General features: G+C 59.5%; 15 protein-coding genes. 8 read left to right on the top strand and 7 right to left on the bottom strand.

Going from position 1 to position 19,398, the window contains the following annotated elements:
• The first annotated feature begins 303 nt into the window (after positions 1 to 303).
• The 4 genes from ASD60_RS20855 (at position 304) to ASD60_RS20840 (ending at position 4,672) form a co-directional block, all read left to right on the top strand.
• A complete protein-coding gene (locus ASD60_RS20855) occupies positions 304 to 2,223 on the top strand; it encodes a sigma-54-dependent Fis family transcriptional regulator (protein ID WP_056855824.1) in 1,920 nt (639 codons plus the stop codon).
• 193 nt (positions 2,224 to 2,416) lie between these two features.
• A complete protein-coding gene (mpl, locus tag ASD60_RS20850) occupies positions 2,417 to 3,766 on the top strand; it encodes a UDP-N-acetylmuramate:L-alanyl-gamma-D-glutamyl-meso-diaminopimelate ligase (RefSeq protein ID WP_056855823.1) in 1,350 nt (449 codons plus the stop codon).
• Positions 3,763 to 4,395, top strand: coding sequence for a flavin prenyltransferase UbiX (gene ubiX, locus ASD60_RS20845; RefSeq protein ID WP_056855822.1), 633 nt, complete (start codon positions 3,763 to 3,765; stop codon positions 4,393 to 4,395). The genes mpl and ubiX overlap by 4 nt, the downstream gene beginning before the upstream one ends.
• A complete protein-coding gene (locus ASD60_RS20840) occupies positions 4,388 to 4,672 on the top strand; it encodes a YceK/YidQ family lipoprotein (RefSeq protein WP_056855821.1) in 285 nt (94 codons plus the stop codon). The genes ubiX and ASD60_RS20840 overlap by 8 nt, the downstream gene beginning before the upstream one ends.
• Positions 4,673 to 4,757: 85 nt before the next feature.
• Here ASD60_RS20840 and ASD60_RS29200 read toward each other — a convergent pair whose 3' ends face one another.
• The 5 genes from ASD60_RS29200 to ASD60_RS20815 form a co-directional block, all read right to left on the bottom strand.
• Positions 4,758 to 7,142: a hypothetical protein gene (locus tag ASD60_RS29200; RefSeq protein ID WP_056855820.1), complete on the bottom strand. Its 2,385-nt coding sequence runs from the start codon at positions 7,140 to 7,142 to the stop codon at positions 4,758 to 4,760.
• Positions 7,143 to 7,215: 73 nt separating this feature from the next.
• Entirely contained in the window at positions 7,216 to 10,452 is a 3,237-nt protein-coding gene (locus ASD60_RS20830; protein WP_156386287.1) for a calcium-binding protein, read from the bottom strand.
• A 502-nt stretch (positions 10,453 to 10,954) separates the two neighbouring features.
• Positions 10,955 to 11,596 carry an oxidoreductase gene (locus ASD60_RS20825; RefSeq protein ID WP_056855818.1) on the bottom strand — a complete coding sequence of 214 codons (642 nt, stop codon included), beginning with the start codon at positions 11,594 to 11,596 and terminating at the stop codon, positions 10,955 to 10,957.
• A 26-nt stretch (positions 11,597 to 11,622) separates the two neighbouring features.
• Entirely contained in the window at positions 11,623 to 13,341 is a 1,719-nt protein-coding gene (locus ASD60_RS20820; RefSeq protein ID WP_056855817.1) for a C13 family peptidase, read from the bottom strand.
• A 113-nt stretch (positions 13,342 to 13,454) separates the two neighbouring features.
• Complete coding sequence (locus ASD60_RS20815) at positions 13,455 to 13,910, bottom strand: MaoC family dehydratase (RefSeq protein ID WP_056855816.1); 456 nt, start codon at positions 13,908 to 13,910, stop codon at positions 13,455 to 13,457.
• 194 nt (positions 13,911 to 14,104) lie between these two features.
• Between ASD60_RS20815 and ASD60_RS20810 the strand changes: the two genes are divergently transcribed.
• The 3 genes from ASD60_RS20810 to ASD60_RS20800 are packed head-to-tail and all read left to right on the top strand — an operon-like array spanning position 14,105 to position 15,781.
• Complete coding sequence (locus ASD60_RS20810; protein ID WP_056855815.1) at positions 14,105 to 14,467, top strand: CidA/LrgA family protein; 363 nt, start codon at positions 14,105 to 14,107, stop codon at positions 14,465 to 14,467.
• Positions 14,464 to 15,180: an LrgB family protein gene (locus ASD60_RS20805; protein WP_056855814.1), complete on the top strand. Its 717-nt coding sequence runs from the start codon at positions 14,464 to 14,466 to the stop codon at positions 15,178 to 15,180. The genes ASD60_RS20810 and ASD60_RS20805 overlap by 4 nt, the downstream gene beginning before the upstream one ends.
• A gap of 10 nt (positions 15,181 to 15,190) precedes the next feature.
• Positions 15,191 to 15,781, top strand: coding sequence for an LON peptidase substrate-binding domain-containing protein (locus tag ASD60_RS20800; protein WP_056855813.1), 591 nt, complete (start codon positions 15,191 to 15,193; stop codon positions 15,779 to 15,781).
• 6 nt (positions 15,782 to 15,787) lie between these two features.
• On the opposite strand, the gene ASD60_RS20795 is transcribed toward ASD60_RS20800, so the two are convergent.
• Both ASD60_RS20795 and ASD60_RS20790 read right to left on the bottom strand, forming a co-directional pair.
• On the bottom strand, positions 15,788 to 17,104 hold the full coding sequence (locus ASD60_RS20795; protein ID WP_056855812.1) for a bifunctional DedA family/phosphatase PAP2 family protein: 1,317 nt from the start codon (positions 17,102 to 17,104) through the stop codon (positions 15,788 to 15,790).
• A gap of 92 nt (positions 17,105 to 17,196) precedes the next feature.
• Positions 17,197 to 17,895 (bottom strand): DNA-3-methyladenine glycosylase, encoded by a 699-nt coding sequence (locus tag ASD60_RS20790; protein WP_056855811.1) that lies wholly within the window; start codon positions 17,893 to 17,895, stop codon positions 17,197 to 17,199.
• A gap of 190 nt (positions 17,896 to 18,085) precedes the next feature.
• Between ASD60_RS20790 and ASD60_RS20785 the strand changes: the two genes are divergently transcribed.
• On the top strand, positions 18,086 to 19,357 hold the full coding sequence (locus ASD60_RS20785; RefSeq protein ID WP_056855810.1) for a glutamate-5-semialdehyde dehydrogenase: 1,272 nt from the start codon (positions 18,086 to 18,088) through the stop codon (positions 19,355 to 19,357).
• The last annotated feature ends 41 nt before the right edge of the window (positions 19,358 to 19,398 follow it).

Raw genomic sequence — 19,398 nt, 5'->3', positions numbered from 1 at the left:
GTGACGCTTTCGGTACAGCCCCTGTGACAGTTTGTACCGCTTATGGCACAGCTTGTGACTGATGGGTCTCGCCAGCATTGCAATGCGCGCCGGGCTGGAGGATGCTCGGCCGCAGGATGCCGCGCGGATAATCCTTTTTGTGGCGAGGGAGCTTGCTCCCGCTGGGCTGCGAAGCGGCTCCAAAATGTCTACCGGTCAGGTTCTGGCGAGCGCTTCGCACTCGAACGGGAGCAAGCTCCCTCGCCACAAGGCGTGTGCCAGGCCTGAAAGGGGCGGCACTGCTCTCGGGGAGAACAATAAGAAATGCACGACAACCATTTGAGTCGCCATGCCCAGCAAGTATTGACCGTCACGCAGGGGAAAACCCACCTGCACGGTCCAGGCAGCGATCCGTCCATCGCCCGTTCCTGGCTGCGTTGTCTTGAGGACTATCACCTTGACCCGGCCCTGAGCATGGCGCCGACGGTGCTTGAGCATGGGCGCGTCCTCGAAAGCCGCGAACGCTTGCAACAAGTGCTGCACATCGCCGGCAACGAAATGACCAGCCTGCATCAGCAACTCTCAGGCGCCGGCCATGCGGTGCTGTTGACCGATGCGCGCGGCGTGATCCTCAACTGCGTGACGGCCCCCGCCGAACGGAAGATTTTCGAGCGTGCCGGCCTCTGGCTCGGCGCCGACTGGAGCGAGGCCTGCGAAGGCACCAACGGTATCGGTACCTGCATGGTAGAGCGCCAGGCGCTGACCATTCACCAGGACGAACACTTCCGTGGCCGTCACACCGGCCTGACCTGTTCGGCGAGCCCGGTGTTCGACCCGCATGGCGAACTGCTGGCGGTGCTCGATGTGTCCTCGGCACGGCACGATGTCTCGCGTCAGAGTCAGTTTCACACCATGGCGCTGGTCAATCTTTCGGCGAAGATGATTGAGAGCTGCTATTTCCTGCGTTGTTTCGACAACCAGTGGCTGCTGCGTTTTCATTTGCAGGCCGAGTCCGTCGGCTTGTTCAGTGAAGGATTGCTGGCGTTTGATGGTGAAGGACGGATCAGTGCGGTCAACCAAAGTGCCCTGAACCTGCTGGGGTTTGTGCGCGGCGGCTTGCTCGGCAAACCGGTTGAAGCGTTTTTCGATTGCTCGCTGGATGAATTGCTCGGCCGCGCCAGCAGCCAGGCCAGTGCGAGTTGGCCACTGCGCACCCGTGATGGGCGCCGGCTGTTTGCCGTGCTGCGTGGCGAGTCGCGGCGCGTACCTGTGCCACTGAAGCCAGCCTCCGTTGTTGAAGATCGGGCTGCGATGCCTGGCATCTGCCTGGGCGATAGCGGCTTGCAGGCGGATTTTCGCAAGGCCTTGCGCGTTTACGAGCGGGACGTGCCGCTGTTGATCAACGGTGAAACCGGCTCGGGCAAAGAGGCCTTCGCCAAAGCGCTGCATCAAGCCAGTCAACGCGCGGAAAAAACCTTCGTTGCCCTCAACTGCGCAGCTATCCCCGAAAGCTTGATCGAGAGCGAATTGTTCGGCTATCGCGCTGGCAGCTTCACCGGCGCGCGCAAGGAGGGCATGCGCGGCAAGTTACAGCAGGCCGATGGCGGTACTTTGTTCCTGGATGAAATCGGCGATATGCCGCTGGCCTTGCAGACACGGTTGTTAAGGGTGCTGGAAGACCGGCAGGTCGTGCCAATCGGAGGAGAGCCGGAATCGGTCAATGTGCGGATCATCAGCGCCACGCACCGCAATCTGCTTGAGCGAGTGCAGGACGGCAGCTTCCGTGAAGACCTGTATTACCGGCTCAATGGGCTGGAAGTCGCACTGCCGCCATTGCGCGAACGCAGTGACAAATCACAGTTGCTCGACTTTTTGCTGGCCGAAGAAGCGCGCGGTGAAACGGTGTTGATTGATGGGCCGGCGCGCCAGGCCTTGCTCGGTTTCGCCTGGCCGGGGAACGTTCGGCAGTTGCGCAATGTGCTGCGTACGTTGGCGGCCTTGTGTGATGGCGGGCGGATCGGGTTGGAGGATTTGCCGTTGATGATTCGACAGGCCCGGCCGGCGGTAGCGCAAGCTATCGAGGAGCCAGCGGAGCATCCGCTGGAGGATGCCGAGCGTCTGGCGCTGTTGAATGCACTGGAGCAGACGCGGTGGCACATGACTCATACGGCTGAGCATTTGGGTGTTAGCCGAAATACCCTCTATCGCAAGCTGCGAAAACACGGCATCGCCCGCTCCGCATAGCTGATCGTTCCCACGCTCCGCGTGGGAATGCCTCCCTGGACGCTCTGCGTCCGCTTTTGGGACGCAGAGCGTCCCTTGCTGCATTCCCACGCGGAGCGTGGGAGCGAACATCAGTGCGTCCGAGAAGTGGAAACACAAGGTGCGAATTTTCCCACCCTAAGCTAACCTGCGGCCATGTTTTACGAGGTCGACTATGCACATTCATATTCTTGGTATCTGCGGCACTTTCATGGGTTCGATGGCGGTTCTGGCCAAAGAGCTGGGCCATCACGTGACCGGCTCCGATGCCAACGTCTACCCGCCGATGAGCACGCAACTCGAGGCGCAAGGCATTGAACTGACCCAAGGCTACGACCCGGCGCAGCTCGATCCGGCACCGGATCTGGTGGTGATCGGCAACGCCATGTCCCGTGGCAATCCGGCGGTCGAGTACGTGCTGAACAAAGGCCTGCCTTACGTCTCCGGCCCGCAATGGCTGGCCGATCACGTGCTGCAAGGTCGCTGGGTGCTCGCGGTTGCCGGCACGCACGGTAAAACCACCACCAGCAGCATGCTTGCCTGGGTGTTGGAACACGCGGGCATGAGCCCGGGTTTCCTGATCGGTGGCGTGCCGCAGAACTTCTCGGTCTCGGCGCGTCTGGGCGATACACCGTTTTTTGTCATTGAAGCGGATGAATACGACAGTGCGTTCTTCGACAAGCGCTCCAAGTTCGTTCACTACCGTCCACGCACGGCCATCCTGAACAACCTGGAATTCGACCACGCCGATATTTTCCCGGACCTACCGGCCATCGAACGCCAGTTCCATCATTTGGTGCGGACCATCCCGAGCGAAGGCCTGGTGATCCATCCCACCACTGAGCCTGCCTTGCAGCGGGTCATTGAGATGGGCTGCTGGACCCCGGTGCAAACCACCGGTGCCGGTGGACAGTGGCAGGTCAAGTTGTTGAGCGAAGACGGTTCGGCCTTCGAAGTGATGTTCGAAGGCGTTTCCCAGGGCGTGGTGGAATGGGACATGACCGGCCAGCACAACGTCGCCAACGCGCTGGCCACATTGGCCGCCGCGCGCCACGTCGGTGTGGTGCCGTCCATGGGCATCGCGGCGCTGAGTGTCTTCAAAAGCGTGAAGCGGCGCATGGAAAAAGTCGCAGAAGTCCGTGGCATTACCATTTATGACGACTTTGCTCATCACCCGACCGCCATCGCCACCACCCTCGACGGCTTGCGCAAACGCATTGGCGACGCGCCATTGATCGCGATCATCGAGCCACGCTCCAACTCCATGAAACTCGGCGCACACCGTGACGGTTTGCCGGAAAGCGTGGTCGATGCCGATCAGGTGATCTGGTATGCGCCGGGCAATCTCGGCTGGGATCTGGCAGCCACTGCAGCGCTGTGCACCGTGCCGTCGATTGTCAGCGATTCGCTGGAAGGCATCATCGAGCGCGTGAAGAGCCAGGCGCAGCCGGGCACTCACGTGGTGATCATGAGCAACGGCGGTTTCGGTGGCCTGCACGGCAAACTCGCCGAGGCGCTGCAATGAACAACGGTCCGGACCGCATCACGCTGGCGATGACCGGTGCTTCCGGCGCGCAGTACGGCTTGCGCCTGCTCGATTGCCTGGTGCGCGAAGATCGCGAAGTGCACTTCCTGATTTCCAAGGCCGCGCAATTGGTGATGGCCACCGAAACCGACGTCACCTTGCCGGCCAAGCCACAGATGATGCAGGCCTTCCTCACCGAATACACCGGCGCCGCTGCCGGGCAGATCCGCGTGTATGGCAAGGAGGACTGGATGTCGCCGGTGGCTTCGGGCTCCGGCTCACCGGCGGCGATGGTGGTGGTGCCATGCTCGACCGGCACCTTGTCGGCCATCGCCAACGGTGCCTGCAACAACCTGATCGAGCGTGCCGCCGACGTCACGCTCAAGGAGCGTCGCCAGTTGATTCTGGTGCCGCGCGAGGCGCCGTATTCGAGCATTCATCTGGAGAACATGCTCAAGCTGTCGAACATGGGCGTGACGATATTACCGGCCTCGCCGGGTTTTTATCATCAGCCGCAAACCATCGACGACCTGATCGATTTTGTCGTGGCGCGAATCCTCAATTTGCTGAACATTCCCCAGGACATGCTGCCGCGTTGGGGCGAGCACCATCTGACCAGCGATGAATAAGTTACTGACGATTGTCCTGGCGCTGCAATTGGCTGGCTGTGCCACGGCGCGAACGCTGGATGCCGCCAAGCCTGGAGCGCCGGTGGTATACGCCGGAACGCGGCTGGATCTGTATGCGATGAATGGCGGCTGTTGCGCCATGGACCGTTTCGGCGCCGAAGCCCCGAGCTATCCCGGCGTCGATCTGCCGGCCAGTGCCTTGCTCGACACGCTGCTGTTGCCGTTGTCGTTATTGACGGTGATTGGCGTGAGTTTTCAGGCGACCGGAGGGTTGTAGGAAAGCGTTGCGCGCAGTGGCCTGAAAGATGACCGGCTCCCGGAAGTCGAGGGCCGGTCTTGTTTAACACTGATCAGAGCGGACCTTAAGGAAACGCGATGTCGTTTGAGTATATTTCCCCGTCAGGAAGTTCGATGACAGGTTTGCCCAGGGTTGCGGCCTGATCAATCAAGTCGTCATATTCCCACTCGTTGTCGTCACCGCTCCATGTTCTTTCTTCAATGGGGCCCGCACTGGGTCTGTGCCTGGCGGACTCGGGCTGACTCAGGTACAGGGCGCAGATGTCATTGACCTTCGCTGCACGTGTCCCGTTCGAGTTGATCAGCCAGATCCGGTCAGCACTCAAGCCGCGTGCAGACATTGAAATATGGCCTTCATATGAATCGTCGGGAAACCAGATCTTTTCACCGGGCTTTTTTTCGGTTCGCGCATAGGCATTGAAAGCCAGGTTTTCTTCGCCAGGCACAACTTCAATATTGCGGGTGTCGAGCAAATAGGTAAACCCGATGCGCTGATTTTGCCTTTTTGCGATGTAGTGTTTGTCATGGAAACGCAAGAGCGGGATACCTGAGCTGTCCTCGTCGCTGCTGGATGAACTGTCGTCGCTACTGGATGAACTATCGTCACTGCTGGATGAACTGTCGTCACTGCTACTTTTGCCTCTTTCTTCGTATCTGCCGGCTCCGCTGTAGTCGATTAATTCCCCTGGGTATTTGTGATGCTGAGTGTCATACAGCAACGCTTCCACGTCTGGAGCGCTGCGAGCATGTACATATGCCTCCGACAGACTGAACGTTGCGCTCACGGCTTTTTGTGTGGTTGATCCAATACCGTGTTTCTGGCGTGGGCGCATGTGATCCTCGAAAAACTCGAAGGGGTTGCGGTCGTCCCCCCTGAACATGGCCGGAATATCGGTTCTGTATAAACAGTTGTATTTGTTGCGCTGGTAACCGGCCTTTGTGAGCAGGGCGTTGAGAAATGGACGGGTGAAGTTGTCGGAGAAGGCTATGTTGCCGGTTGACTGGTTTCTGAGGTGCAGTATCTCGGGCAGCAGTTCTTCGTAGACTTCATCGAACCGATGAGGGTTGGTTTCGTCCATGGAAGAATGTCTGAGGTCCTCAGCCCACTGGGGAATGCGCCCTTGGGCCTGCATGTCACTGACCAGTCGTGAGAGCTGTCGTGTCGACAGGTTGTAGGGTTGAATCTGGCGGGTAATCTCCTCCCGCGATTTCGCGGCGGGTCCCGTACTTGTCAGGGATCGAAGTTGTTCGATCAGTTGGTCTCTCAATGCTCCGTACTCAACGGACTTCGTAATGTAGTCGGGCACTGCGGGACTATCCGCTTTGGGGTATTGCTCGTCCGCCAGGCGTGGGCGTTGTGCCTCGGCTCCGGTTTGCGCTTGCGGGTTGTCCAGCTTGCGTTTGTGTACTTCACGTTGGCGCCTGGCGACCGAATCGAGACTGACCCTGTCGAGTTGCGCCGCCCATTGCTCGACCGAATAGTTCAGAGGCTCCATTCGCCGGTTAAATTCATCCCGGCTCATATGTGGCGCCAACCAGCGGCGAAGTTCATCGAGAAGATACGATTTCTGAAGCCGCTCCTGTCGAATGGAGGCCCATCGCGGCTTCATCCCGGTGACCGTGACTTCGTCGCGGAAACGGGTGATATCACTACCGGAAAGATCGTACATATCCCACAGTTCACGGTCGGTCCACGCCGCTAGCTTGGCCGCCGGCTGGTCGATCGGAGTCGAGCCCGGTTCGACTTTGACGAACGAACCGTTGTCATCCTGAAAAGCTATATGGGTTTCGGGTCCTACGTGTGCGTCCAGGCCTCTTTTTCGATGCAGAACGACGTATCCCTGAAGGTTTGTTGCGTCCGGGTTCCAGACATAGTGTGTGCTATCAAGGTAGATGCGTGGGGCGATAGCAGTCGTTGACATGTTTACCGGCGGCGGGGCGGGGGGATCGAGGCTCCATTTTTTTCCATCGTTGTTCAGGTGCAATACCGGTCCGCTGGGAGTTACTTCGAAGCGACGTTGTGCCCGGTATGTGTTCGTGCCGGCGTCATAGCTGACTTGGACAGTACCGTTGCCCGGGATGTCGGCGTACAGGCGTTGGGCATGGATTCGCAAGCCAGCGTCGTTTGGCGGGGGCAACGTGTTTGCCGAGTAGACCGACACTCGAAACCCATTCAACGGATCATTGCCGAGAGGACGTGTCGGCACCGTGGACCCAGCGAGTGCCTGTGTTTGTATCGGCTGCGGGACATCGGGCAACAGGCCGGGTGTCAGCCCAGGCGCATGGGGTGTGCCATCAGCCCATCCCGCAGCAGGTTGCATCGCCTCCAGCCCTGTGTTCACACGGGGAGGCGGCAGCGACGCATCCGTTTGCAGTCGCGGCGGGGTCGTCGTCGGCAGCTCAGGCAGGTTGATTTTGGGTATCGAAGTTATCGGTGGTTTGGGTGCCATGTTGGAATCCTTTCCAGTGTGGAAGCGGCAGCCGCTTCGTTGTTTGAATGAGATCAGGTGTGGCGCAATTCGATCATTGATCCATTGGGGTTTCATTCACGGGGGCGCGCGCGATGTGCATGTCCTCATGTTGCAGCTTGCGCGACCAGTCACCTTCGAGCGTCCAGTCCTCGGCGACGCTGTCGTAGTAAATGGCTTTGCGGTCATCGTCACGCAATTGCAGATGGCGGATGAGCACCAGGTCGGTCATCGGTTCGTTGCCTTGGCGATGCAGGCTGATCTCTGCCTGGATCGCGTCGATGCTGGAATAGGCCTGGGCATTGATTTCTGCCAGAAGCACCACGGCAAATTCCTGTTCGACGTCGTATCGGTGACCGGATGAGGTGAACACACGCACCGTTTCCATCAGCGCTTCACCGGTCTCGTCATTGGGCAGCAGAACAAGGATGTGACCGACCCATAGTTGTGCGCCGCTCAGGTGGATGTGCTCGCGGCCGATCGTCTCACTCAGGTGCTGTGTATGAATATTCCATGTTGAGGTACCGATGGCAGTGGCTATCGAGACCGAAGTCGACAGCCTGAGGATGGTGTCGGCCGCCGGATGAATGTCGTAGGTCGCGGCCTGTCCCTCCAGCACGAGAATGCCGGCCTGCGGCGCGGCTTGGATGTCCACACGCAGGTCCTGCGGTTTAAGCACGGTGGGCGGGTGGGCAGCGGGTTGCTGGATCAGGTAGTGACCGCTGCGCTCAACCAGCGAGCCGGGCGTCAATACAGTCCTGTGACCCTGTTGGAGTTGGTCTTCAAGATAGGAATGGTGCGGCAGTCCTACCCGATAGGAGATTGCGTCGCGCATGATGAGCACAAAGTTGTGTGTGGGCATCAGCCCCGACGCGATCAGGTTGCCCATGACATTGCTACCAACCCCAGGGCGATTACGGGCCATGTCTTTGAGCGTCAGGCGCTTTTGATCCGTGAAACGCAAGGTCAAGTTGACGTCTTGGTAGCGCAGGTAGTCGGAGTTGATGTTGCGGGTTGACCTGATCGTGTAGTCAGCCTCTACGGCTTCTATTTCATGACTGTCGTAGTCCAGGAAAAGTGTGCTGAGCGTTGTTTCGCTCACGTGCCGGACAGCCAGTACGGTCGACGCCAAATGTCGATGGACGAAGTAGCTTGAGTGCGGTGCGCTGGAGGCGACATAGTCTCCTCCCTTCAACAGTTGCGGCGGGGTTGCAGGCTTGCCCCGCGCCAGGATGATTGCGTTGACGTCGACGCTGACGTCGCCATCGAGCTGTTGCGGCAAGTCAGGTTTGAGTGAGTAGAGATCCCTGGTGCGCACTATCAGTTTGTCGTTCTGCAGCAGGCGTTTGTCCGCTTCCTGGCGATACACGCCTTTGACCTTGACGGTGATCTGCGGCAGTTCTCCATCGATGCCGTCAAGGGCGGACAGCACCAGTGAAGTCCCTTCGACCCGCCAGCCTTGAATGCGTTCGAGCGTCCAGTCGAGGTCTATGAGGCTGGGGTCCTGGCCATCTTCGATCAGTGTGGTGGCACCGGTTTTGTCGGCGATGATGTAGTGATCTTCGCCAGGGCCGCCGTTGACCTGGCTGTTTGGCCCTTTGATCACAATCGTGTCGACACCCGCGCCGGTGTCGGCAATGTCCGCGTTTCCGCGCAGGACGATTCGGTCCGCCTGCGAACTGCCGGTGATGCTATTCGGGACGTCCGCCAGTGTTTCCAGAGCCTCTATTGATTCAAAGCGTAGCGGCGGAGTATCGGGGCTGGCGCGCAGGTTCAGTTGCCCTGTCTGCAGGTTGATGTGCACGCCCTGATGCGGCTTGTCCCGCGAGATCCTACCCTCCAGTTGCAACGTGTCATTGCCCTCGCCACCGCGCAGCCGACTGCCTGACAGATCGCTAGGCCGGAGCGTGTCGTCGGCTATCCGAAAACTGAAAAAATCGTCCTTGTCGCCACCGGTTAGAGTCTTTTTCCCCGCGCCGTAGCTGAACTGGTTGGGTTTGTCCCTGACTCCCACAACCGTGTCATTGCCGCCTCCCAGTTGCCAGAGGATCGCCTTGTGTTCGCCCGCGCTGCCGAGGATTGCGCCCGGAATGTGGCTGATACCTTCACTGGCATCGAACGCGTCGTCGGTTTCTTTGATGACCGCTTCCTTTTCCTCGATGTAGGGACTTTCGCCGCCGGCTTCGTCCCACTGGTATTTCCAATGTCTGACGGACTGCAATTCGACTTGATAGCTGCCTAACACGACCGCTTCGACCGTGTCTTTCAATTCGCTATCCAGCCAGCCTCGGGCCGTCTTTCTCAGCAACTCGCCATAGTTGCTGTCGGTTTTGGCGACGAGGTAGCGGTCGAGGATGTCTTGATCCATGGTTTGCCCGGTGAATGCAAACCAACCCGAGCGCAAGCGTTCGTGAGTGCTCAACGTAATGTAATCGTCGATGTCATCAACCTGGCGGGCGGCGCCGTAGATCCTTGCGCCGAGAATAAGCACGGCACCTGCGGCAATGCCTATCGGACCCGCAGCACTGAAACCGGCAAGTGCTGCGATGCCCAGAACAATGCTCAGCCCGGCGCTGGTCAGGCTGAGCGCTGCATTGAAGTAGTGATCCCGAGCCTCTTTGCCGGTGGCGCTGGCGGCGTCATTGAACGCTTTGATGGCGGTGTAGATATCGAACGGAAGCGTCAGGATGCTGGCAAGCAGGCCGGCTCCGCGTGCCAGATACTTGCCGGCACTGGTTGTGCTGAACCCTGTGAATACCTTGCCGCCACTGAGCATCATGTTTCTGCCAATGTTTTCCAGCCCCCGCTCGAGGAACAAAGAACCCATCTCGGCAGTGATCCCGCCGACGTTGATGCCCGCTTCACCCAGGTCACCTTTCTTCAATGCCTCTGCGGTGCCCATGATCCCGCTGTAGATACCGTAGCCCTGTAGCCCGACACCCATGCTGGTCATGCCGCGGCTTTTGACCTTGTCGGCCCAGCTCGGCAGATTCTCCGGCAGTGATGGGGTATTTAATGTGAGTTGCTGGGCGGAGCCCAAGAGTTTGCCAAGGTTCTGCATGGACGCTGACAAGTTGGAGGAGGATGCTGAAAGCAAAGATGGGGCGCTGGCCGAGCGCAGAACGCCAAGTTCAAACAACAGCCCCGCGCAAGTGTCGCTGTGTTGAGGGGATTGCAGCCTGCTTTCGATCTTGACCGGATCAAATTGCACGGCGTTTATGAACGTCTGGTCGGGCTCGAGTTGAATCGGATGACTTGCGTCGATCACCTGTCCATTGAGTCTGGCGCCCATTTCATACAGGTCCTGGCGACTAATGGTGAACTCGCCAATGCGCACAGGGCCATGTTGTTGATCCTGAAGGGTCAGCCTCCGCCGACGCTGCTGATCTACGGTGTTGTATAAGCCGACTTCTGCCGCAGGTAATGGATAAGTTTCGGTGATGCGAATGTTTGTTGGCTGTGTTAGATCATTCTCGATAGGTATGAAGTGTATTGACATGGTTTGAGTGCCGCTTTTTTAGTTTGTGCGTTGGTTTTAGAGTGGGTTGTCATGGTGGTTCTCCATAAGTTTTATTGAGGGAGGAAGAGTGTGTGCGGTATATATTTGTGGCATTCGTTAGATGATGTATCCAGACCCAGTCGCCCACGTGGTGTGTGCGCGACTGCAATATTGAGCCGGAACTAATGCAACGACGAATCAGCAGGCAAACCGCGACAGCGCGCGGAGGCGATGCTAAAGAGAAGACATTGAATTGCCTTGGGGCCGCAAGGCCGCAAAGCCAGTCACCACTGAACTATTTGCCGAGTTTTCGCAGTTCATCCGACTCGACAATCCGCACCCCATCCTGCTCCTCCAGAGCCAGGCGCCACATGGCGCGGGCCAGTTGGCAGGCTTCGATGCCATGGTATTTGCCGGGAATCAGCCGAGACAGTGGACCGGCGACTTTCTCGGCAAAGCGCGGCTCGATGCGCTCGCCCAGCAGCAGCGATGGCCGGCAAATCGTCAATTGCGGCCAGTTTTGCGCGCGTAATGCGTGCTCCATTTCGCCCTTGACCTTGTTGTAGAAAATCGAGGATCTGCGATCGGCTCCCAAGGCGCTGATCACGATCAGGTGTCGCGCTCCCATTTCCCGGGCTCGTTTGGCGAACGCCACGACCATGTCCAGATCCACCGCGCGGAACGCCTCTTCGGAACCGGCTTTTTTGATGGTCGTGCCGAGGCAGCAATAGGCGATGTCGACACGGCCATTGAGTTGCGGCAGAAACTCCGCAGGGTCGCCTACCGGGTTTTCAAGGTGAGGATGTTCGGCCAATGGCCGGCGTGAGGGGGCCAAAACCCGCGTAATCGTTGGCTCATTGAGCAAGCGATCAAGCAAATGTTCACCGGTCAGGCCGGTGGCTCCGGCAAGCAGCACATGCTGAGGCGTCAAGTACATAGTGTTTCTCCCTTGATACTGTCAGCTTAGTTGCTCTTTGCGTCCTTGCTGTCGATCGAGACACTTTGCAGTGCTTTTCTTGCCTGTTGTTTACGAAGCAACTGCCAGTGCGAAAGGACGGTTTTTGGCGCCCAGATCTGCGGTTCGGAGGCTTCGAAGTTGTCGGCCAGCTCCCGCTCGGCGACGGTGGCCCTGGCCAGTTTGAAGGCTTGTTCCAGATCGTCGGTCTGGTTCAGCGCCTGGGCGAACAAGGCATCGCCGAAGTAGGTGAAGTTGGCTTCCTCCGAACAGCCGAACGACACGCGGTCGGCCCGCGAAGCAGTCATGATCAGGGTGCGCTCGTCCTTGAGGGCTGGGATGAAACCGCCGGAGTAGCAGGACGAAATCACGATGACCTTGTCGCGGTTCTTCAGCGGAGCGAGGACGGCCGCCAGTTCATCGGCCGGCAGATCGGCCAGCTCCATGCGCGGCTGGTCGAGTACCAGCTCGTGTTCGCTGGTGCCATGGCTGGTCAGGTAAATGAATATCAGGTCTTCGGGACCGCTGCGTTCGGCCAGGGTCAGCGCAGCGCGGCGCAGGTTCTCCCGGGTGGCCATCGGGCGGTCGCCGAGGTGGTCGCGATGGTTGACCAGGCGGATCTGGCCAAAGGCGCCGAAACGACTGTTGAGCATATTGGCGACATAGTCGGATTCACGCAGGAACACACTCTGTTTGCCATCGCCGCCGAGGGTCAGGGTGTACAGTTCCACCGCTGGCGTCGAGGCCGGCACACCGCCCAGCGCTTCTTCGAGCAGACGCCCCTGGGCCAGCAAACCGAGTTCGAGCGTGTCCGGCAGCAGCTTGCCATCGGCATCGCGCACTCGCTGGCCGTTGACCCAGATACCGCTGAGCACCGAACCATCGGTCAGCACCAGAGTGCCGCGGCCCTGATAGGTGTCGTTGTCGAACTGGCCGATGTAGAAACTGCCGTCGGCCAGGTTCAGTCGCCCCTGACCGCTGAAGCGCCAGTCGTTGAAATGGCCGATGTAGTGACTGCCGTCTGCACCGATCAACTCGCCTTTGCCGTTGAGCGAACCTTCCTTGAACAGACCCAGCCAGACGTCGCCGTCGGCGTTTTCGTAGCGACCTTTCCCGTCCAGTTGATTGTTCTTGAAACCGCCGACGTAGATATCGCCGTCGGCACTGTTGAAGGTTCCCTTGCCTTCCAGCTGACCGTCGACGAAGTGCCCGCTGTACTGGTTGCCGCTGGCGTCGCCGCGCTGGCCCTCGCCATTGGGTTTGCCGTGGGCGAACTGGCCCTGGTAGGCGCTGCCGTCTTCGAGTTCGAGGCGGCCGAGCCCGGAAAACTGATCGGCCTTGAACTCGCCGCGGTAGGTCATGCCGTTTTCTTTGAGGGTGCCTTCACCGTTGCGCCGGCCCAGTTTGAAACCGCCGTTGTAACGGCTGCCGTTGGTGCTCAAGGCGCCTTGGCCGTCGAACAACCCTTGATTGAATTGCCCGCGATAGACCTCGCCATTGCTGCCGTGCCATTCACCCTGGCCGTGCCATTGGCCTTTATCGAACTCACCGGCGTACCAGCTGCCATTCGGGTAGTCGATCCGGCCCTGGCCTTGCAGCAAGCCATTGACCATGTCGCCACGATAGCGTCCGCCGTCCGGCAGCCGCGCATCAGGGGGCAACAGCGATTCGCCGTCTCCGCAAGCGGTGAGCATCAGGGTCAAGGCAATGAGTGCAAGTGAGCGCATAGCGGGTTCCGGGCAATTAGGCGACCGAGTATGCCGCAGCTATGTGTCCATATACAGTCGATAGAATGGCTGGGGGCGCGAAACAGCGGGCGCTGCTTCGCATTCCGGAAGGTTTACACGAAGCAGAGTGACAACGGTTCGGCGATATACGCCGGTTTCTCCGAGCCTTCGATTTCCAGGGTGGCGGTGGCCTTGAGCAACCATTGGCCAGGCTTTTTCTCGGTGACTTCGGTCAGGTCGACCTTGAGGCGCACTTTCGAATCGACCTTGACCGGCTGAATGAAGCGCACGCTGTCCAGGCCGTAGTTGACCACCATTTTCAGGCCTTGCGGCATGACGAGAATGTCTTCCATCAGTTTTGGAATCAGTGACAGCGACAGGAAGCCGTGGGCAATGGTGCTGCCAAATGGCGTTTGTGCGGCTTTGACCGGGTCGACATGGATGAACTGATAATCCCCAGTGGCTTCGGCGAACAGGTTGATTCGCGCCTGATCGATGGTGAGCCATTCGGAACGTCCAAGTTCCTTCCCGACATAATCTTTGAGCTCTGCAACTGGAACATAGGGCATTGAGACTCTCCTTGGGTTCATCGCTTTTATAGTTTTGAGTGGGGGGGATTTGACCTCCCGGATTACCACTTTAGATCAACATGGCAATTTGCTCCGGTCAACCGACCATGCTTTTGGCGAATGCCGTTGTATAGGGCAGGCATGCTTATAATGCCCAGGCCAATGCGGATGACGGATTTTGCGGGAGATGAAAGATGTTGTTACGTGGCCTGACCTGGCTGGTGCTGTTCCAATTGCTCGGCACCGCGATCAACCATTTGCTGCTGCCGTTCCTGCCAGGTCCAATCATCGGCCTGTTGCTGTTGCTGGTGTTTCTGATCAGTCGCGGCCAGGTCGGTGAGCCGCTGAACCTGGCGGCCAGCAGTCTGTTGCGTTATCTGCCCTTGTTGCTGGTGCCCCCGGCGGTGGGTGTGATGGTGTATGCCGCCGACATCGCCGCGGATTTCTGGGCCATTGTCGGTGCACTGTTTTTGTCGCTGTTGCTGTCGATGGCTTTCGCCGGTGTGTTGATGCAGCGACTGGTCAAACGTCATGTTCACCCAGAGGACAACCAATGATCTTCGACTGGCATGGCGCCTGGGCGTCGGTGATCCACCATCCCCTGTTCGGCATTGGCATCACCCTCGGCGCCTATCAACTGGTACTGGCGGCCTACGAGAAAACCCGCTGGATCTTTTTGCAGCCGGTGCTGGTCTCCATGTTGCTGGTGATCGGTGTGCTGGTGGGCTGCGGCCTGACTTATGTCGAGTACCGCAAGAGCACCGAGATCCTCAGCATCCTGCTCGGCCCGGCGACGGTCGCGCTGGCGGTGCCGCTTTACCTTAATCTGCGGCGGATTCGGCAGTTGTTCTGGCCGATTTTTACTACGCTGGTGATAGGCGGAGTGGTTGCCACAGCCCTTGGCGTGCTTCTGGGTTGGTGGTTCGGTGCTGAACACATGATCCTGATGACCATGGCACCGAAGTCGGTCACTTCGCCGATTGCGATGTTGGTGGCCGAACAGATCGGTGGCGTCGCGGCATTGGCTGCGGTGTTCGTGTTGATTACCGGTGTGATCGGCGCGATCTTTGGTCCGAGTCTGTTGACCCGGCTCGGCGTCCACAGCCCCGAGGCTCGGGGTATGGCGCTGGGCATGACCGCCCATGCTGTCGGCACGGCGGTGGCAATGCAGGAAAGTGAAGAATGTGGCGCCTTCGCGGCGCTGGCGATGAGTCTGATGGGCGTGGCCACGGCGGTGTTGCTGCCGTTGGCGGTGTCGATGGTGGTGTAAGGAAATGTCTATGAGTCTGCCGCTTTTCCCACTCAATACAGTGTTGTTTCCCGGCTGCATCCTCGACTTGCAGATTTTCGAGGCGCGCTACCTGGACATGATCGGTCGCTGCATGAAACAGGGCGGCGGCTTCGGCGTGGTCTGCATCCTGGAGGGCGAAGAAGTCGGCATCGCTCCGGCGGGGTACGCGCTGGTGGGGTGTGAGGCGCTGATCACCGATTTCAAGACACAGGACAATGGTCTGTTGGGGATTCGGGTTCAGGGTGGCCGGCGCTTCAACATTCTGCGCACCGAACTGCAACGTGATCAGTTGATCGTGGCAGAGGTCGAGTGGCTCGACGAGGAGCCGGAACAGCCGCTGCAGGACGAGGATGCCGATCTGGTGGCATTGCTCAAGGCCTTGGCTGAACACCCGATGGTCGAAGCGCTGAACATGGGAACCGAAGCGACCGGTCAGCAATCGCTGGCCAATCAGCTGGCTTACCTGTTGCCGTTCGCCGAACTGGACAAGATCGACCTGCTGCAACTCGATGATCCGCAACAGCGGCTGGATGCGATCCAGGCGCTGCTGGACGAGTTGCAGGGCGAGCTGTTTGCCTGAGGCTGGTTAATAGGCGTACCGCAGCATCGTATGCGGCAAATGCCGCAACACAAAGAACCCGAACAGAGCCACCAGCGACGGCAAGATCAGCCACCAGACCTTCGGTGGCATGGAATTGAGCTGAACCTTGCGCTGGCTCAGCCACAGGCTGGCCGCGCAGACGCAGGCCGCCAGCATCGCACCGGCCAATACATCGGTTGGCCAGTGCGCGCCGAGATAAACCCGCGACAGGGCAATTGCCAGTGCTGGCAAACAAGCCACCAGCAACCAGGTCAGACGCATCCGCGGCGGTTGTCCGCGTCCCGCCAGCACGGCCAGAGTCAGGAACAGCGCAAATGCGCCGGATGCATGACCGCTGGGCATGCTGTAGCTGGTCAGGGGATCGCTCAGCACTTCCGGCCGCACGCGGGCGAAAAAGCCTTTGGTCACGGTATTGGCCAGCGCAGTGCACAGCAACGTGCCGCAAGCGAAGATCGCCTGGCGCCATTGTCGGGTGATCAGCAGAAGCGCCACCAGCAAGGCACTGAACAGCAGCATGATGTGGAATTCGCCGATCAGCGTGAGGACGACGGCCACTTCATCGAGTGCGGGTTTGCGATGCTCCTGCACCAGGGCCATCACGCCTTGATCCAGCGCGGTCAGGTGTGGATAACCGACGAACAGCCCGGCGAGAATCAGCAGGCTCATCCCGGTAATGAAAACGGTGGCGTTGCGATGTCGGCGCAAACTGCTGGTTGCACTCAATCCGACCATCACGGCGATGGCGCCGGCGACGATCCCGGCCTCAGGCCAGAAACCTTCAGGCAGCGGCAGGCGGATCGCTGCCCCGGTGGCCCAACCCGGCAGCAGATAGGCCACCGACCAACCCGCGCCAGCCAACAGGCTGACGGCGAAGAAACGCGGGAAGGGCATGTCGAACATGCCGGCCACCATCGGCAGCATCGGGCGCAACGGGCCGATAAAGCGTCCGACCAACAGGCTGGCGATGCCGTAGCGCTGGAAGTATGACTCCGCCCCGGCGATCCACTCGGGGTGATGACGCAAGCCTGGCAGGCGCCGGATGTTCTGGTGGAAGTGGCGCCCCAGGAAATACGACACCACATCGCCCAACACGCCGGCGAGGAAGCCCAGCAATAGCGTTTCACTCAGCGACAACGCCCCACTGCCTGCCAGTACCGCGACGGCAAACAGCAACACCGTGCCGGGCACGATCAGGCCGGCAATCGCCAGGCATTCGACAAAGGCCACGATGAAAACCGCTGCCGCCAGCCATTGCGGGTTGACCGTCAGCCAACCGGTCACGCTATCGAGCCATTGGCCCATAAAGACAACTCCATTGAATGTTCAGTTGATCCTGTTGAGAACACATCACTCTGAATACACCCGCTCCCACAGGAGTCAGTGTTGGTCAGCATTCAGCCCAGCATAAAATAGTCGCGCCCTTCGACCTGACCCCGTCGCAGCGGGTTCCGTGTGCACCAGGCAGCGTAGGCCGAGTCGACAAAGCGGTACATCAGATGTTCATCTCGTCCATGGGGGATGCCCAGGCGCGTGGTCTGGATAACGTGGGCAGGGGACTGGCCGACATCTTCAACCAGCAGCACCTCGTGGTCGAAGCGCTTGGCATCCCAGACCGGTACCTTCAGCCCCAACGACTTGCACAGCAGGGTTTGCCCGGCGCAGAGCTTTTGCGGTGGGCGAGGGCGGCCCCGGGCGTCGGGGTTGTTCAACAGCATCTGCGCCAGGCTCGCCGGGCCGCTCACGTCGTCGACCCACGGGTAAGCCGATTTGATCAGCACTGCGTTGCCCGGACCTTGGGCGCTGAAGTTCAGGGAGTCGCCACCCCGGGCGTAATACATATAAATGTGACCGCCATCCAGAAACAAAGCCTTACGTTTTTCTGTGTAGCCGAGCGACGCATGACTGCCTTTTTCGGCGCAGTAATAGGCTTCGGTTTCAATGATCCTTGCGCTGAGCCACAGTCCGTCGACCCGATGCCGAATGACTTTCCCGAGCAGGTCCCGGGCAAGAATTTGCGCGTCGCGGTCGAAAAATGCGTCCGCAAGGCCCGTGGGCAGGCTCATGGCGGACGTTCGGACAGTCAGATTGGACATGATGAACAGTGTTTATCAGGGCTGATTGAGTGGTGATGATAACAATTTGCAGCTTAATCCCGGCTGAACGTCGGCAATTTGCTCTCCATTTCGACCATCCGCCCGTCACCGCTGTTAGTCAGGAGGCACGACAGCTATAATCTGCCGCTTTACTCTTTACCAAGACCTTAGAAAAGACCACGCCCAGACCATGACTGAGTCCGTTCTTGACTACATGACCCGCTTGGGTCGCGCCGCCCGCGAAGCTTCCCGCGTGATTGGCCGCGCCAGCACTGCGCAGAAAAACCGCGCCTTGCAGGCCGCCGCCAACGCACTGGACGCCGCCCGCGCCGAGTTGACCGCAGCCAATGAGCTGGACTTGGCAGCCGGCCGCGCCAACGGTCTTGAACCGGCTTTGCTTGAACGCCTGGCGCTGACGCCGGCGCGTATTGACAGCATGATCGTCGGTTTGCGCCAGGTGGCCGCGCTGCCGGACCCGGTCGGAGCGATCCGTGACATGAGTTTCCGTCCGTCCGGTATCCAGGTCGGCAAGATGCGCGTGCCCTTGGGCGTCATCGGGATCATTTACGAATCCCGTCCGAACGTCACCATCGATGCCGCCAGCCTGTGCCTGAAATCCGGCAACGCGACCATTCTGCGTGGCGGGTCGGAGGCCATTCATTCCAATCGTGCCATCGCTGCCTGCATCCAGCGCGGACTGGCAGAGGCCGAATTGCCGGCCGCGGTGGTGCAAGTGGTCGAAACCACTGACCGTGCCGCCGTCGGCGCGCTGATCACCATGCCTGAATACGTCGATGTCATCGTGCCTCGCGGCGGTCGCGGCCTGATCGAGCGCGTCAGTCGAGATGCTCGCGTGCCAGTGATCAAACACCTGGACGGCATTTGCCACGTTTACGTCAGCGAACACGCCGACCTGGCGAAGGCCCAGCGCATCGCGTTCAACGCCAAAACCTACCGTTACGGCATCTGCGGTGCCATGGAAACGCTGCTCGTCGACCAAACCGTCGCCAAAGATTTTCTGCCGGTGATGGCGGCCCAGTTCCGCGAGAAAGGCGTCGAGCTGCGTGGCTGTGAACGCACCCGGGCAATCATCGATGCCGTGCCGGCCACCCTCGATGACTGGAGTACCGAGTACCTCGACGCGATTCTGTCGATCCGCGTGGTCGACGGGCTGGAACAGGCTATAGAGCACATCAACCATTACGGCTCGCACCACACCGATTCGATTGTCAGCGAACACCAGGGCGACACCCGGCGTTTCGTGGCTGAAGTCGATTCGTCGTCGGTGATGATCAACACCCCGACCTGCTTTGCCGATGGCTTCGAATACGGATTGGGTGCCGAGATCGGCATTTCTACTGATAAGCTGCACGCCCGCGGCCCGGTCGGCCTCGAAGGACTGACCTGCGAGAAGTACATCGTGGTCGGTGATGGCCAGTTGCGCGGACAGGAGCCGGTCTGACTTGGGCGACTTCGACCCGTCAGCCCCGTCGACCGTCAGCG

The organism is Pseudomonas sp. Root562, assembly GCF_001427125.1.
Taxonomy (GTDB): domain Bacteria; phylum Pseudomonadota; class Gammaproteobacteria; order Pseudomonadales; family Pseudomonadaceae; genus Aquipseudomonas.
The sequence above is the reverse complement of the archived record's forward strand: the minus strand, read 5'-3'. Positions and strand labels throughout refer to the sequence as shown.